Origin of the sequence: Enterobacter sp. 61D5 (assembly GCF_034107965.1) — a bacterium.
GTDB lineage: Bacteria > Pseudomonadota > Gammaproteobacteria > Enterobacterales > Enterobacteriaceae > Enterobacter > Enterobacter cloacae_M.
Genome location: NZ_JAWNFK010000003.1, coordinates 76,397 through 92,342, shown reverse-complemented (window position 1 = coordinate 92,342; position 15,946 = coordinate 76,397). Strand labels below are relative to the sequence as shown.

The following is a 15,946-nucleotide window of genomic DNA, read 5'->3' as shown; positions in this document are numbered from 1 at the left end:
GTAACTACCCTTGTTGTACACCAACAGCAAGGAGACGGTCATGACAAACAATCCTCTCTCATCGCGTATCCAGCCCGGCGAGTATGGTTTTCCCCTCAGGCTGAAACCTCGTTATGACAACTTTATTGGCGGCGACTGGGTGGCTCCCGTCGACGGCGAATACTATTCCAACCTGACTCCCGTTACCGGCCAGCCGCTGTGCGAGATAGCCAGCTCCGGCAAGCGCGATATCGATCTGGCGCTGGATGCGGCGCACAAAGCGAAAGATAAATGGGGCCATACCTCCGTTCAGGACCGTGCGGCCATTTTGTTCAAAATTGCCGACCGGATGGAGCAGAATCTGGAGCTGCTGGCGACGGCGGAAACCTGGGATAACGGCAAGCCGATCCGGGAAACGATGGCGGCAGACGTGCCGCTGGCTATCGACCACTTCCGCTATTTTGCTTCCTGTATTCGCGCTCAGGAGGGCGGAATAAGCGAGGTAGACAGCGACACCGTGGCATATCACTTCCACGAACCGCTGGGCGTCGTCGGGCAAATTATTCCGTGGAACTTCCCGCTGCTGATGGCGAGCTGGAAAATGGCGCCCGCGCTGGCGGCCGGGAACTGCATTGTGCTTAAACCGGCGCGTCTGACCCCGCTCTCGGTTCTTCTGCTGATGGAAATCGTGGGCGATCTTCTGCCGCCGGGCGTGATTAACGTGGTTAACGGTGCGGGCGGTGAGATCGGAGAATATCTGGCCACCTCAAAACGCATCGCTAAAGTGGCGTTTACAGGCTCGACGGAAGTGGGTCAGCAAATCATGCAGTACGCCACGCAGAACATTATTCCGGTGACCCTGGAGCTGGGCGGGAAATCCCCGAACATCTTTTTCGCGGACGTAATGGAGGAAGAAGATGCCTTCTTCGATAAAGCCCTGGAAGGATTTGCGCTGTTTGCGTTTAACCAGGGCGAAGTCTGTACCTGCCCAAGCCGCGCGCTGGTGCAGGAGTCCATCTATGAGCGCTTTATGGAGCGGGCCATTCGCCGCGTCGAGTCAATCCGCAGCGGTAACCCGCTCGATAACGTCACCCAGATGGGGGCGCAGGTCTCGCACGGACAGCTGGAAACTATCCTCAACTACATTGATATCGGCAGGAAAGAAGGGGCGGATATTCTGACCGGTGGTCGCCGTAAAGTGCTCGGCGGGGATCTGCAGAAAGGGTATTACCTTGAGCCGACGATCCTGTTCGGTCAGAACAACATGCGCGTCTTCCAGGAGGAAATTTTCGGACCTGTGCTGGCCGTGACCACCTTCAAAACGATGGAAGAGGCGCTGGAGATTGCCAACGACACGCCGTATGGCCTGGGGGCAGGCGTCTGGAGCCGCAACGGTAATCTGGCCTATAAAATGGGCAGAGGCATTCAGGCCGGGCGTGTATGGACCAACTGCTACCATGCCTATCCTGCGCACGCGGCATTTGGCGGTTATAAGCAATCGGGCATCGGGCGTGAAACCCATAAGATGATGCTGGAGCATTACCAGCAGACGAAATGTTTGCTGGTCAGCTACTCTGATAAACCGCTGGGGCTGTTCTAATCGCCCTGCTCAGGCCGTCCATGGGCGGCCTGAGCAATTTGCTGGCGCAGGCAGTTCAAAACGCCATCCAGAACGTATTGCACACGCCAGGGCTGGTATTCGCGTTTGTGGAAGATGGCCGTCAGATCGAGCCACCATTCCTCCTGGTGCGGAAAGCAGGGAACCAGCATCCCTTGCGTTAATTCTTTTTTCAGACTCTCTTTTGGCGCAAAAACAATCCCAAGATTATTTCTTGCCAGCTCCAGGGCCGTCTGCGTATTGTCGCAAATATAATTACCGGTCACCCGGTAGTCATGCACGTTATCGCTGCCGTGCACGCGGAAACGCCAGATATTTGCATCATCGACCAGCATGGAGTCAATGAGAATACAGGAATGATTAATTAAATCTTCAGGCCCCGTTATGGGATGTTTATTTAAATACTCAAGGGTTGCGAATGCCGTAACGGAATATTTTGTCAACACGCTGGCGACCAGACTTTCGTCTTTCGGTTGCGCATAGGTAATTAAAATATCGCAGTCATCTGGAAATGAAACACCTTCGGCAAATTCATTGCGATCCAGATTGTACGTTTTCAGGGATATGCGGATGTCACCGATATCCTCGATTTTGTGGATCACATGCCGCGACAGATAGGTCACAATACCCGTAGGGGCGTAAATCGTGACTTTCCCACGTTTCTCATGCTTATAATCAGCAATGAAATTAACAAGTTGAGTGTTTTTATCCAGCGTGGCGTTAACGTAGGGAAGTAACGCTTCACCGAACTGAGTAAGCGCCAGCTGGCGCGTGGTGCGTTCAAAAACCTTGAGTCCAACCCGTGTTTCAAAATCAGACAGATATTTGCTGACGTTGGCCTGCGCCATGCCCAGCAGGGCGGCGGCATCGCCAATGCTGCGAGTTGCGGCGATGACGGATATGATTTTTAATTCGCGTGGCTTTAGCTGTAAATTACTCATTCTGCACACCCATCTATATGATTTTATATATAATATTATATAAAGCGCAGCGTTGCATTGGCAAATTTGTAACCATTATTATGCTCCTCGCTTGTTCGGCATTTTAATGGATTACATGTAATGACTTTTAAATACAAATTACTCATCGCTACCACATTATTTGCAACATCCTCAGCAATGGCCAGTGACTTTTCACTAGGAGCGGGGGCCGTATTTAATGAGTCTCCTTACAAAGGCTATAACGAAAATACTACCGCAGTACCATTAATTAGTTACGAAGGCGACAACTTTTATGTTCGCCAGACCACGGGCGGATGGATCCTGTGGAAAGACGCAAAAAATGAACTCAGCCTGACCGCATCGTGGATGCCGCTGCATTTCGATCCTGATGACAACGACGACCATCAGATGAAGCATCTGGATGAGCGTAAAGCGTCCGCCTTCCTCGGCGGCGCGTACTACCGCCACGAAAGCTGGGGTTCGCTGAAAGTGGCGGTCTCTGGTGATGCCACGGATGAAAGCGGCGGCGTGGTAGGCGAGGTCTCTTACTTCCGTCCGATCAGGATGGAACGCCTGACCCTGACGCCTTCTGTGGGGGTGTTCTACAGCGACGAAAGCTATAACGACTACTACTACGGCGTATCCGGCAGCGAGTCTCGCCGCTCAGGTCTGGATGAATACACCGCCGGTGACAGCTGGACGCCATACGTTGGCCTGGCGGCCAAATATCAGTTAACCCAGAAGCTGTACCTGAACGCCAGCGCGGTCTACACCGTATTGCCTGACGACGTGAAGAACAGCCCGATGATCGACCGCGACGACAGCTTCGCGCTGATGACCGGCCTGACCTGGCGTTTCTGATGCGGTAAAGCCGGGTGGCGGCTCCGCCTTACCCGGCCTACGATCGTGCCTGCATTTTTATCTGCAATACAACGTATTCCTTTTTCATTTCTCGATGCTTCTTCCTGTTCCGCCAAAACACGGCTGCACTGATGTTCCTTATGCGCTAATGTGATTCGACCCGATAGCAATAGTGTGTATTATGTGTATAATCATGGAAGGATTGGGATGTGAAAAGTGCGGATGTCATTACTGTTCTGATCAGCCATGGCTGGAAATGTGTCAGAACGAAAGGAAGCCATCATCAGTTTCGCCATCCCGAACAGAAAGGGCTGGTTACTGTCCCACATCCCAAGAAGGATATTAAACCGGGCACTCTCGCCCACATCTGGCGACAGGCGGGAATTAAACACTGATATCAGGAGTAGTTATGTTTTATCCGGCTTACATTCATTCTGACTCCGACGGTAGCGCCAGCGGCTTTTTCCCTGACGTTCCAGGCTGTTTTTTTGCAGGTGATTCCCTGGACGACGCTTTTCAGGATGCGCGTGATGCGCTCACAGCACACTTCGAAGCGCTATTTGAAATGGATAATGCACTGCCTCTTCCGGGTAATGTGGAAGCGCATCTGGAAAGTCGTCCTGAGGATTTCACAGGCGGGCAATGGCTGTTGGTAGATATTAATATGAAACAGTTCGACGGCAGGGCCGAGCGTATCAACATCACGATGCCTCGACGTTTGCTGGTAAAAATTGATTCCTTTGTCAGCGAGCATCCTCAGTTCGGTAATCGAAGCGCATTTCTGGCTGAGGCAGCACGTCGCGTGCTGCCTTAACGTTCTCCCTCTCCCGTGGGAGAGGGTGAGGGCAACAGACCGCAGATATTCAGCCTTCATCCACCCATATCCGCATTTCCCCTTCTCCCCGGTTGGCCCAGCTAAACCAGGGTATAAAGGTCAGCGTCCGGGGCTGACGTTTTACCGGCGAGCGGTCGTATTGCCACAGCGCATCCGTGTCCTTCATGTGACACCCAATCCCCTCTGCCTGTATCAGCATCTTGTGCGCGAAAATCCCTTTCCCTTCAAAGACCCTGAACTCGCTGTTTTCAGGCAGAGAAAGGTGATGAAGATTGGCACCGTTATCAGCCTCTTCCAGGCAGTAGACCAGCGGTCCGCGCTGCAGGGCGACTTTCCCCGCCTGCTGGCGGACCTGTGGGTTGCCATACACCCGGCGAACCGGCATAGGTAACGTTAGCGTAATGACGTCACCCTCCTGCCAGCTGCGGGTCAGATAAAGGTATCCACGTGAGATCTCGCCCGTTACCGCTTTACCATTTAATAAAACGTCAGGCGCGGCACACCAGTCCGGCAGCCGTAGGGCGAGCGTATGCGTGACGGGAACAGGCGAGGTAATGTCGATTTTTACCTGTTCATGCCACGGATAGTTACCGCTAATTCGCAGCGCCAGGGTTTCGTCGCCAACCGGTATGGCGACATCGTTGCCCACGTAAAGGTTAATAAAAAGCGCATCCTGGCGGACGGTATAAATGTAGTGCCCCAGCGAGGTCAGCACGCGGGCGATATTCGGCGGACAACAGGCGCAGCCAAACCAGCGCTGGCGGACGGGTTTCACGTGATCGTAGATATGGTTGAACGCCAGCGTTTTCGGGTGCACCTCCAGCGGATTCACATAAAAGAAATGCTTACCGTCCAGCGCCATCCCGCCCAGTACCGTGTTGTATAACGCGCGCTCCATCACGTCGGCGTAGTGGCCGTCAGCCTCCATCTCCAGCATCCTGCGGGCAAACATCATCAGACCGATGGAGGCACAGCTTTCGGCATACACCGTATCGTTGGGCAGATCGTAATCGCTGCTGAACGCCTCGCCGCTGCTTTGCGAACCGATTCCACCGGTAATGTACAGCTGGCGCTGCGCCATATTTTTCCACAGCCGCAGACAGTCCTGCCGTTTACCCTCGTCATGGCTCAGGCGCGCCAGATGCGCCATGCCCGCCATCAGGTAGACAAAACGCACCGCGTGGCCGATGGCCGTTTGTTGTTCAGAAAGCGGCTGATGCGCCTGGCTGTAGGCTTTGTCCTTGACCATCCAGGCCGGACCATAGGTGTTCCAGTAGGACGTTCTGCCGCGCTTCTCGTATTCGATATCGTAGAAGTGAGGCTGCACGCCGCGTTGTTCAACGAAATATTTCACCAGCGTGAGGTAGCGGGGCTCCTGCGTGACGTCGTACAACCGCATCAGCGCCAGCTCGATTTCCGGATGGCCCGGATAGCCGTGAAGCTGGTTCTCACCAGGGCCAAACACGCTGTTGATATGGTCCGCCAGCCTGCAGACCACATCCAGCAGACGGCGTTTCCCTGTTCCCTGGAAATACGCCACGCCCGCTTCAATCATATGTCCGGCGCAGTACAGCTCGTGGCATTCGGCCATATTCGTCCAGCGCTCCTCGGGGGCTTTCACCGTAAAGTACGTGTTGAGATAGCCATCTTCACACTGCGCTGCGGCAATCAGTTCAATGACCTCGTCGGCGGTTTTTTCCAGTTCAGCATCCTGTTTCTGGCACAGCGACCACGCCACGGCTTCGAGCCATTTCGCCACGTCGCTGTCCTGGAATACCATGCCGTAGAATTCACCTTGCTCCAGGCCCGCCGCAATGCGGAAGTTGGCGATGGCGTGGCTGGGTTCGGCTTCCGTCACGCGATCGTTTAGGGCATCCCACTGGTAGGGGATCACCACCTCACGTACCAGCCGTTGATACTGCCCGAGAAACGGGTCGTTAATTTTCAGTTTATGCAGGTCGGCTTCCATAATAGACATCGTGTTCTCCTCAGGAGGGTACGTGACGCTGGCGCAGGTCGGTGGCAATGCGCGACATCATAGGGTTGTTGAGTCTGCACCAGCGGATAGAGACGGCCAGCAGCAGATGGAAAAGGGCAGGGAGCAGCGTCTCCATGGCGGTGATGCCCTGCAGCGAAGCAGGCGTCTGATTGCCCGCGCCTGGCTGATAGGCCACGGCAATAAACACCAGGCTAATGATCCCTGCGCTGGACGCCCACGCGAGCTTGATGAAAAACAGGTTGAAGGCGAAGTTCATCCCCGAAGAGCGCACGCCGGTTTTCCACTCGCCGTAGTCGTCGGCAAAGGCCATCAACGAGAAGTGCAGCGGCAGGGTGAAGCCCAGGATCACGCCGTTGCTTAAAATGACGATCAGCCAGAGCGTCTGGTGCGCCGGGCCGCCTGGCAGGAACCACATTCCAACAGCCAGTGCTGCAAGCACCAGGTTGGTGTAATAGTAGAGTTTGACGGTATCAATACGGCGCGACAGCGGGCTGACGATCACCGCGCCCAGAATGGCGGCAAAGGTCACCATGGTGAAAAACAGCGAGGTATACGCGGTACTGCCCTGCAGCACGTAGGTGATGAAGTACATATACCCGCCGCCTCGAATGTTGAAGACATTGATCAGCAGGAACGACATCACCAGCATCAGCAGCAGCTGATCGTTTTTACGCAACCCGGCCAGATGCTCGCGCAGGGTGAATTTGCCCATCAGCGCCAGCGGGACGCGCTCGCGCACCCAGAAGAAGCAGCACAGGAACATCACCACGGCGACAGCGCACAGCACCCCAACGCCAAGCTGGTAACCTTTTGCGGCATTGCCCTGGCCCAGCTCCGCGACCAGCCACGGCAGACCCACTGAGACCAGGAAACCCGCAACCCCGCAGAGTACAAAGCGCCATGACTGGCAGGAGATCACTTCATTGTGACGGGTGGTCATGGTGTTGATCAGCGCGCAGTAAGGAACGTTGATGGCCGTATAGCCAACGGACAGCAGCAGGTAGGTGCCGAACGCCCACGCGATTTTCACGCCCATGCTGGCTTCCGGAACGGTGAAAGTCAGCACGCCGATAATCCCGATCGGGAAGGCGACCCACAGCTGCCACGGGCGAAAACGCCCCCAGCGGCTTTGCGTGCGGTCGGCAATAATGCCCATAACCGGATCGGAAATGGCGTCAAATACGCGCAAGGCAATAAAGAGCGTGCCAACGAGCGCAGGCGTCAGACCAAAAATATCGGTATAGAAAAAGGTCAGAAAATTCATGATCAGGCAGGTAATCACCGTCCCGCCCGCATCACCCAGGCCGTAGCCAATTTTTTCGCGGACGGACAAGTGGCTATCTGTTGCCCCTTGTGTCACGTCTGATTCTGTAATCGGTGTGGAAGTCATGAAGTAACTCCTCAGTAATCGAATTTATTATCGTATTTGTGCAAGGTACTCATTTATTCTGCACCGAACGGAAAGGCCAACAAGGGAAGGGAAAAGTATAAAAAGATGACGATTCCGACCTGATGATAAAAATGTGATTCCAATCGGACAGTTATTCGAATATTGATTAATAATCAAAGCGTAAGTTGAATACCAACGGCAATAAAAGCGGAATGGTGAATATCCATGCTTGAATTATCCATAGCGCTTCCGATTAAGGTCCAGAATGGCGGGTTATTTATCTCCCGGGGCGTGGGCCGCCATCCTGCGCGAAAATTAACGTCGTGGGAGATTATTTTTGTCGAAAAAGGGACATTAACGATCCAGGAAGAAAGCACGTTATTTGAGGTAAAAGCAGGAGAGAGTTTGCTGCTTTGGCCAGACCGACGCCATGTGGGCGTGGGCGACTTTCCGGCCGATCTTAAATTTTACTGGCTGCATTTTGAGGTTGAGCATCACCCGCCCCGGTTACCAAATGTGGCAATAGAACAACATTGCCGAGTGAGGGATGCACAGTATGTGATTTCTCTTTTTCGCCAGTTCCTGAGCGAGCAGGAGAAATTACAGCGAAGCGTGGCGCTGGAAATCATTTTATTACTGATTTTACAGCAAATTTCTATTTCATCAGGATATGAAGATAATGCTGATGAAGCCGGTGCGGCGATGGCGTGGAAGGCGAAGCAGCTCATTCGCACGCAGTTTCATTTACCCCTTTCTACGTCACAACTGGCAAAAGCGTTGCACTGCAATGCCGATTACCTCGGGCGGGTGTTTCGCCGGACTTTCCATTTAACCCTGACGGAGGCGATTCATCGCCAGCGCGTCAGGGCGGCAGAAAAGCTGTTGCTAGATGGCTCTGCCTCGCTCACCGAAGTGGCAACCCGCTGCGGCTTTAATGACGTGGGGTATTTTCGGCAGATCTTTTCAAAGCATACCGGGCTAACACCCGCCGTCTGGAAACGGCGGTACTGTAAAGAACATATCAATTCCGGCTGATCACTGGCCGTAATAGGCATTCACCCCATGCTTGCGCAGATAGTGCTTGTCGAGCAGCTCCTGCTGCATAATCGGTAGCTGCGGTGCGAGCTGGCGCGAGAACAGGCCCATGTACGCGCACTCTTCCAGCACGACGGCATTGTGGACCGCATCGGCAGCGTCTTTACCCCAGGCGAACGGGCCGTGGGAGTGGACCAGCACCGCCGGGATCTGCATCGGGCTGAGATCGCGCTCCTCGAAGGTTTTGATGATCACTTCACCCGTCTGGTATTCGTATTCCCCGGCAATTTCTGCCGAGGTCATCAGGCGCGTGCAGGGAATGGTTCCGTAGAAATAGTCCGCGTGCGTTGTGCCCCAGGCGGGTAAATCTTGCCCCGCCTGGGACCAGATGGTGGCGTGGCGGGAATGCGTATGCACGATGCCGCCAATCTCCGGGTAACGTCGGTAGAGCGCAAGATGGGTGGGCGTGTCTGAAGAGGGTTTTTTATTACCCTCGACAACTAGGCCCGTGGCGATATTCACCACCACCATATCCTCCGCCGTCATCACGTCGTACTCCACGCCGGAGGGCTTGATCACCATCAGGCCGCTTTCGCGATCCACCGCGCTGACGTTGCCCCAGGTGAAGGTCACCAGCTGGTGGGCGGGCAGCGCCAGGTTTGCCGCCAGCACTTCGGCTTTGAGTTGTTCTAACATGTCATGCCTCCTTCCTGCATACGGGCTTCAATCCAGCGGCGCGCCTGGATGATTTCCAGCACCGGCTCTTTTGCTTTTTCAGTCCACATTTCAATCAGAAACGCGCCGCGATAGTTCAGCGTATTCAGCGTGTTAAACACGCCGACAAAATCGACGCAGCCTTCGCCAAACGGCACGTCGCGGAACTGTCCGGGGCTTTGCGCGGTAACGGGCTGGGTATCTTTCAGGTGGATCGCGGCGATGCGGTCAATGCCCAGCGTCAGCTCGGCGGTGACGTCGTTGCCCCATGCGCTCAGGTTGCCAACGTCCGGGTAAACGCTGAACCACGGCGAGGCGAGCATGTCGTCCCACTTTTTCCATTTGCTGATGGAGTTCATAAACGTGGTATCCATGATCTCTACCGCCAGCATCACCTGCGCGGCGGCGGCCTGCTCTACCGCCCACGCCAGCCCTTCGGCAAAGCGCTGCTGCGTCCCCTCATCGTGCTCTTCGTAATAGACGTCATACCCGGCAAGCTGGATGGTGCGAATGCCCAGATCGCGCGACAGCCTGATGGCCTTGGTCATGATCTCGCGGGCGCGTTGGCGCACGGTTTCATCGCGGCTACCAAACGGGAAGCGACGGTGGGCAGACAAGCACATGGACGGGATAGACACCCCGGTTTCCAGCATCGCTTCAACCAGCGAAGCGCGCTGCGTGGTGCTCCACTCGAGGCGTGACAAACGTTCGTCGGTCTCGTCGACAGACATCTCAACAAAATCGAACCCGCAGCTTTTCGCCAGTACCAGGCGTTCCGGCCAGGAGAGATCTTTCGGCAGCGCTTTTTCGTAAATCCCTAACGGATGCTGACGCATAGTTATGCTCCCCAGATGTCGCGAATTTGTGAATGGAATGCCTGTGCCACCTGCGGCGGATTAGCGGCGCCTGCCAGCGCGCGCCCGGCAATAAAGGCTTTAACGTTGATCTGCTTAAACAGCAGCAGATCGGCGGGGGTGATGCCGCCGGTAATCGAAAAGCTGTAAACCGATGTCGGAGAGCGCTTTCATTTTGGCGAGATCCGCTTCGCCCCACTGCTGACCGCTCGCCTGCGCGTCGCGGCCGCGATGGTAGATTGCCTGCTTCACGCCGACGCGATGCCACGCGCGCGCGTCGTCCAGCGTCCAGTTGCCAAAGAGCTCCATCTGGATTTCACCTCCGCAACGCAGCGCCACCTCGTGGCCTCGTTCAACGGTGGCCAGCGGCGCGGCGCAGATGATGGTCATCCAGTTCGCGCCCGCGCCAAACGCCTGTTCTGCCAGCGTTTCTCCGGCGTCGGCCACTTTCCAGTCCGCAACGACGATCTTATCCGGGCACTGCTCGCGCAGGGCGCGCACGGCGTTCAGCCCTTCTGTCAGGCACAAAATGGTGCCCGCTTCGACGATATCGACGTGATCTGAAAGCGTCGCGACGTCGCGCTGCGCGGCCTGCAGTGAAGTGTGGTCGAGCGCCAGCTGCAGTAATGGTCGGCTCATAGGTCGTACTCCTTAACACGGGCGTGATAGCCCTGTAGTGCTGAAATCAGTAACTGGTAACGGTGATATTTGCGCTGGTAGGCCGCATGGGCGCGCATGTCCGGCTCAATCACCCGGATGTCATGTTTGAGTGCGCGCTGCGCTGAGTGGAAGTCGGTGAACACACCGGTACCCACCATCGCCGCCAGCGCCGCGCCGGAGCACCCCGTCTCTTCCACCTGCGGCAGCTCAATGGCCAGCCCGCTGACGTCGGCGAGCATTTGCATCCACACGTCCGAATGGGCCGGGCCACCCGTCACGCGCAGTGCCTGCACCTGGGTAAAGCGTTCGAGCATGCGGTTAAGGTGGGTCATGTGGCTGAACACCACGCCTTCGTAAACCGCCTGCAGCAGGTGCGCGCGGGTGTGTAGCGCCTGCATGCCGTAAAAACCACTGGTCATCTCCAGCCCGGCGTTACTGCCGTAAAGGAACGGCAGGAAGAACAGATCGCTTTCCGCTTTCGGCAGGCTGGCGACGGCATGGTTGATCTCATCGAATGACATGTCGCCCCACTGTGCGGTGAGCCACTCAAGGTTGCCGGACGAGGTGGGGCTGGCTTCGTGAACGATGTACTGCTGCGGGTGAACGTAGCGGCCATACACATAGGGGAACGGCTCGTTATCGCGAAGCGCACTGGCGATCCCGCTGGTGACGGCCCAGGTGCCCATCACGGCATTCAGCGTGTGTTGGTCTTGCAGCCCGGCGCAGACTGCGGTGGAAACCACATCAAACAGTCCACCCACGACGGGCGTGCCCGCCGCGAGACCGGTAAGTGCGGCTGCCTGAGCGGTGATTTCCCCGCAAATTTCTGCTGAACCGACAATCGGCGGCAGGGCGCCGTCAATTTCGCTGATACCGAGCCAGTGCGTAAGCTGTGGGTCGTATTTCCCGGTATTCATGTTGTAGAGATTGGACTCGGAGATATTGCTCTCCTCACAGCCCTTCACGCCGGTCAGACACCAGCGCAGATAGTCGTGCGCCATCATTACGCAGCCAATCTGCTGGTACCGCTGCGGCTCGTCCTCTTTCACCCAGCGCAGGAGCGAGGCCGGGTGCCCGGTCCACAGCGTCTGGCGCGTATGTGGGTAGAGCTTTTCGGGAATGCCGTCCTGCTGCCAGCGCTGCACTATCTCCAGCGCACGGCGGTCAGAGGAGAGTATGGCGTTGCCCAGCGGTTGGTCCTGTTTATCGAGCAGAAACAGACCTTTACCCTGTGCAGAAATGCCGACACCTTTAATCTGGTTGCCGTTTACGCCTGAATGTTTGAGCAGCGTTGCGACGGTGGCGTGGCAGTGCTGCCACAGTGAGGGCATATCCCGCTCCGCGTAGCCAGCACGCGGGCTTAGCGTGGCAACGGAGCGACGTTCGATACAAATTTCCTTGCCCTGGCTGTTGTATAAACCGGCTTTGAGATAAGTACCGCCACAATCGATACCCAGCCAGAAGGGCTCTTTTTCACTCATCTTCATCTCACTTATTCGCCGGGTGGACCCTGTTCGGTTTTCTCCCTCTCCCCGTGGGAGAGGGCTGGGGTGAGGGCATCAGGCCGCACGTTTATGCGGAGTCACCGTGGGATTAGGCTCTGCGCCGGCATCGCATTTCGCCGGTAACAGCAGGGCCAGCAGTGACGCCAGCGCCAGCGACACCGCCAGGCAGTAAACGCCCGCGTCTTTGCTGTATAGGGTGATCAGCACGCCAACCGCATACGGGCCGCAGAAGCCACCAAGGTTGCCCAGGGCGTTGATCACGCCGCGCGCGCCGCCCGCCATCTCTGCGCTGAACAGACGTGCCGGGATGGTCCAGAACACGCCCGCGGCGGACTGCAGGAAGAACCCGCAGCCCACCAGTGCGGAATATGCCAGCCAGGTGTTTGCTTTCAGCGCCACGGAGAGGAACATGCAGAGCGCAAAGCCAATCAACGGCAGGGAGACAAACAGCTTGCGCTTGCCGGTGCGGTCAGAGAGCGTAGAGAACAGGAACATCCCCGCAATGGCGCCGATGTAAGGCAGAATGCCCACCTGACCAATGCTGGTGTGCGTCAGCTCTTTCAGGATGGTCGGCAGCCAGAGGGTGTAACCGTAAATTCCGGTCTGGTAGAAGAAGTTCAGGGCGATCAGCTGCCACATGGTTTTGTCGGACAGCACAGCGCGGAGCGAGGCATTTTTTACCTCTTTTCCGGCGATGGCCTGCTGCTCCGCCGCCAGCGTTTGCACCAGATAGTTTTTCTCCGCCTCTGAAATCCAGCGGGCTTCCTGCGGTCGGTCGTAAACGGTGTACGCCCACAGCACCAGCACAACGACGGACATCAGACCTTCAATGATGAACAGCCAGCGCCAGTCGAGTGCGGTGATGATCCAGCCCGAAAGCGGGGCGGTGATAATCCCGGCGATGGGCACGAACATAATCACAATCGCGTTGGCGCGACCGCGCTCGGCATCCGGGAACCAGTTGCTGATCATGGTGAGCACAACGGGCAGCATCCCGCCTTCCGCCACGCCGAGTAAGAAGCGCAGCACCAGAAGCTGATACTGATTCGTCACGAGACCCGTGAGCACCGAGATCACCGCCCAGGCAACCAGCGACCAGCCGATAAACTTCTTGCCGCTGCCGTGCACGGCAATTTTGCCGCCGGGAACCTGCAGGAACAGATAGCCGATAAAGAAGATTCCACCTGCCAGGCCCGCCATAGTGGCGGTAATACCCAGTTCTTCATCCATACCGCCGGGCATGGCAAAGGCGATATTCACGCGGTCCATATATGAAATAATGCAGGCGATAAGAATGGGAGGAATGATTCTTAGCCAGCGCTGGCGCGGAATGTCCGCTTGTAGAGTATTCGAGTAAGTGTTCATATTTACTGTCTCAGTCAATGTAACCGGAATAGGGATATTTTTATTGTTATTGCGTTGCTTTATTCATTTCGCTAATACCGTCACGCAAAATAGCGATGCGATGGCTGACGTCAGCATTAGCATTTATTTCCAGTAATTTAATACCGGAGAATTTCAACGTTACGGCGCTCGCCGCAGTAAAGAGTGGTTTTGCGTGTTCAGTTGACATCAAACTGTCGGCGCAGAATGAAGAAAACGGCGCGTGAAGATCCTGCCATTCACCGTATTCACCGCTAGTAGTCGTGCCCGAAAACATCAGTGCCCCCAGCTTTCCGGCTTTGAGCGCGGCCTGAACATGTTCCAGCGGGAGCGTCGTATTACGACCTTCGATGGCCGACCGCGCCCAGTTGATGCAGACGCTGATATCCGTCTCTTTTACCACCTCCAGCACCTGCTCTAAGGGCAGGAAGCCCTTGCGAGGTGCCGGACCGTTCATGGCATCGCAGTGTTCCAGCACCAGATCGCAGCCCCAGTCCCAGCCCGCGATTTCCCGGATCGAGCGTGAAAACGCCCCGGTAGCCTGTTCGACGGAAGCATTGCCCGCCTGCGGGGCTGCCTGCATTTCCAGGGCGATTACTTTGCCCGGATAACGGGCGTTCACGGCGTTTACTTTCTGGTGCAGATGCCGGTAGAACTCGACGCAAGCTTTACGCTGCGCTTCGTCGGCTGAGGCCAGGCCAAACGCGCCGTTGCTGCCTCGGCGGCGCATGTTCTCCATCACTGCCGTGACGACAATTTGCCAGTCACCCGGCGTATGGCGGAACAGCCATTCATCCCCAAACGGATGAAGATGTTCAAGGCACGGCTGTTCCAGCCCGCGAATGTTCGGCGTGTCGGAAAGTTCCCGCCAGAAGGTTTGTTCTTCTTGTTCCCCTTTCTGGTGAAACGAGGGTGCGCAGGGGTACGCACCAATAATAAAACTGGTATTGGTCATTTCGCGTTCCTGTATTTATATCCGTCATACTTCAAGTTGCATGTGCGTTGGCTGCGCTCGTTCACCCCAGTCACTACTTATGTAAGCTCCTGGAGATTCACTCTCTTGCCGCCTTCCTGCAACTCGAATTATTTAGGGGATATCAGAAAATTAATCTAATTCGCTGATTGCCACTTTCACCACAATTTTACGAATTGCGGATTCCTTGTTTTTAATACAGGCAGGACGGTGCACATCCTGCGGGAAAAATAGGGCATAGTTGCCGGGTGTCATTTCGATAAAGGATTCATTTTCGCTGTCGTGATAAAAAATAATATCCCGCTGTTCCAGTAATGATTCGCTTATTTCGTTATTGCCGGTATCAATAGCGATACCGATTTTCTCTTCACCCCATGCCAAAACTGAATATCCAGATAGCGGCGGTGCACTTCCGGACGGTTCTCGTGCGGTTCCTTTGTCGTCAGATCGAGAACCTGGGCAAAAATAGTGCGGCCTTCAATTTCCACCACGCCCGGCTCTCGGGTGAGATTGCCCTCGTCGTCGAAGCCGCCATCGACCGGCAGCTCGCGTCCGGCCAGGCGATTCACTTCCAGCATGCCGTAGGAGAACATCGACATCGACATATCGACCATGGTGATCGGGTTAGAGGGAATAGCCACGATCAGCGGGTTGGTGCCGATGCAGCATTCTTTTGATCCCCATGCGGGCATCACGGCGATAGAGTTGGTCCAGCAAATGCCGATATAGCCTTTCTCCGCCGCCTGCCAGCCGTAGCTGCCGCCGCGCATCCAGTGGTTCGCGTTACGCAGTGCCACCAGACCAATACCGTGGTCGGACGCCAGCTCGGTGGCGCGATCCATCATCTTTTTCGCCGTCAGGTTGCCGATGGCGCGCTGGGCATCCCACTGTTCGATAGCCCCTAATGTCATCACCCGTTTTGGCTGAGCGTCGGGAATGATGTCGCCAGCATCAAGCTGCTGAATAAAGCGCGGGAAGCGGTTAACGCCGTGCGAATAGACGCCGGACTCCGTGGTGCGGGCGAACATCTCGGCGCAGGCGTCTGCGGTTTCCGCTTTCACACCGCGATCGAGCAGGACCCGATTGAACGCCGCTTTCAACTCTTCAAAGGTCACTTTCATCCCTGTTCTCCTGTTCTTTTAAGGGGCAAGTGCGAGTGCTTTTTTATCGCTAAATTTCACTATGCGAAATCTGATTTC

At 55.8% G+C, this 15,946-nt stretch carries 13 protein-coding genes and 3 pseudogenes; 5 read left to right on the top strand and 11 right to left on the bottom strand.

Annotated features, from left to right (window positions below):
- Positions 1–40 precede the first annotated feature (40 nt).
- Positions 41–1,579: an aldehyde dehydrogenase AldB gene (gene aldB, locus UTM25_RS02020; RefSeq protein ID WP_194401676.1), complete on the top strand. Its 1,539-nt coding sequence runs from the start codon at positions 41–43 to the stop codon at positions 1,577–1,579.
- On the opposite strand, the gene UTM25_RS02015 is transcribed toward aldB, so the two are convergent.
- Complete coding sequence (locus UTM25_RS02015) at positions 1,576–2,538, bottom strand: LysR family transcriptional regulator (RefSeq protein ID WP_194401677.1); 963 nt, start codon at positions 2,536–2,538, stop codon at positions 1,576–1,578. The two genes, aldB and UTM25_RS02015, sit on opposite strands and share 4 nt — an antisense overlap.
- A 120-nt stretch (positions 2,539–2,658) precedes the next feature.
- Here UTM25_RS02015 and UTM25_RS02010 point away from each other — a divergent pair, with 120 nt between their 5' ends.
- The 3 genes from UTM25_RS02010 (at position 2,659) to UTM25_RS02000 (ending at position 4,213) form a co-directional block, all read left to right on the top strand.
- On the top strand, positions 2,659–3,399 hold the full coding sequence (locus UTM25_RS02010) for a MipA/OmpV family protein (protein ID WP_194401678.1): 741 nt from the start codon (positions 2,659–2,661) through the stop codon (positions 3,397–3,399).
- A gap of 209 nt (positions 3,400–3,608) precedes the next feature.
- Positions 3,609–3,794 carry a type II toxin-antitoxin system HicA family toxin gene (locus UTM25_RS02005; RefSeq protein WP_194401679.1) on the top strand — a complete coding sequence of 62 codons (186 nt, stop codon included), beginning with the start codon at positions 3,609–3,611 and terminating at the stop codon, positions 3,792–3,794.
- Between the two features lie 14 nt (positions 3,795–3,808).
- Positions 3,809–4,213 carry a type II toxin-antitoxin system HicB family antitoxin gene (locus UTM25_RS02000; RefSeq protein ID WP_194401680.1) on the top strand — a complete coding sequence of 135 codons (405 nt, stop codon included), beginning with the start codon at positions 3,809–3,811 and terminating at the stop codon, positions 4,211–4,213.
- A 49-nt stretch (positions 4,214–4,262) separates the two neighbouring features.
- Here the strand turns inward: UTM25_RS02000 and UTM25_RS01995 are convergent, their stop codons facing one another.
- A complete protein-coding gene (locus tag UTM25_RS01995) occupies positions 4,263–6,212 on the bottom strand; it encodes a glycoside hydrolase family 127 protein (RefSeq protein ID WP_194401681.1) in 1,950 nt (649 codons plus the stop codon).
- Between the two features lie 10 nt (positions 6,213–6,222).
- Positions 6,223–7,623, bottom strand: coding sequence for an MFS transporter (locus tag UTM25_RS01990; RefSeq protein ID WP_194401682.1), 1,401 nt, complete (start codon positions 7,621–7,623; stop codon positions 6,223–6,225).
- Positions 7,624–7,848: 225 nt separating this feature from the next.
- On the opposite strand from UTM25_RS01990, the gene UTM25_RS01985 reads away from it, so the two are divergent.
- A complete protein-coding gene (locus UTM25_RS01985) occupies positions 7,849–8,658 on the top strand; it encodes a helix-turn-helix domain-containing protein (protein ID WP_194401683.1) in 810 nt (269 codons plus the stop codon).
- On the opposite strand, the gene araD is transcribed toward UTM25_RS01985, so the two are convergent.
- The 8 genes and pseudogenes from araD to yiaK all read right to left on the bottom strand — a co-directional run.
- Positions 8,659–9,354: an L-ribulose-5-phosphate 4-epimerase gene (araD, locus tag UTM25_RS01980; protein WP_194401684.1), complete on the bottom strand. Its 696-nt coding sequence runs from the start codon at positions 9,352–9,354 to the stop codon at positions 8,659–8,661.
- A complete protein-coding gene (locus UTM25_RS01975) occupies positions 9,348–10,208 on the bottom strand; it encodes an L-ribulose-5-phosphate 3-epimerase (protein ID WP_194401685.1) in 861 nt (286 codons plus the stop codon). The genes araD and UTM25_RS01975 overlap by 7 nt, the downstream gene beginning before the upstream one ends.
- A 2-nt stretch (positions 10,209–10,210) precedes the next feature.
- A pseudogene (gene ulaD, locus UTM25_RS01970) lies at positions 10,211–10,865 on the bottom strand (3-keto-L-gulonate-6-phosphate decarboxylase UlaD).
- Positions 10,862–12,367, bottom strand: coding sequence for an FGGY-family carbohydrate kinase (locus tag UTM25_RS01965; protein ID WP_194401719.1), 1,506 nt, complete (start codon positions 12,365–12,367; stop codon positions 10,862–10,864). Before UTM25_RS01965 ends, ulaD begins: the two are co-directional and overlap by 4 nt.
- 78 nt (positions 12,368–12,445) lie before the next feature.
- Positions 12,446–13,756, bottom strand: coding sequence for an MFS transporter (locus tag UTM25_RS01960; protein WP_194401686.1), 1,311 nt, complete (start codon positions 13,754–13,756; stop codon positions 12,446–12,448).
- 46 nt (positions 13,757–13,802) lie between these two features.
- A complete protein-coding gene (locus tag UTM25_RS01955) occupies positions 13,803–14,729 on the bottom strand; it encodes a DUF4862 family protein (protein ID WP_194401687.1) in 927 nt (308 codons plus the stop codon).
- A gap of 150 nt (positions 14,730–14,879) precedes the next feature.
- A pseudogene (locus tag UTM25_RS01950) lies at positions 14,880–15,235 on the bottom strand (YhcH/YjgK/YiaL family protein).
- A pseudogene (gene yiaK / locus UTM25_RS01945) lies at positions 15,212–15,868 on the bottom strand (3-dehydro-L-gulonate 2-dehydrogenase); the annotation flags it as partial. The pseudogenes yiaK and UTM25_RS01950, both read right to left, overlap by 24 nt.
- Positions 15,869–15,946 lie beyond the last annotated feature (78 nt).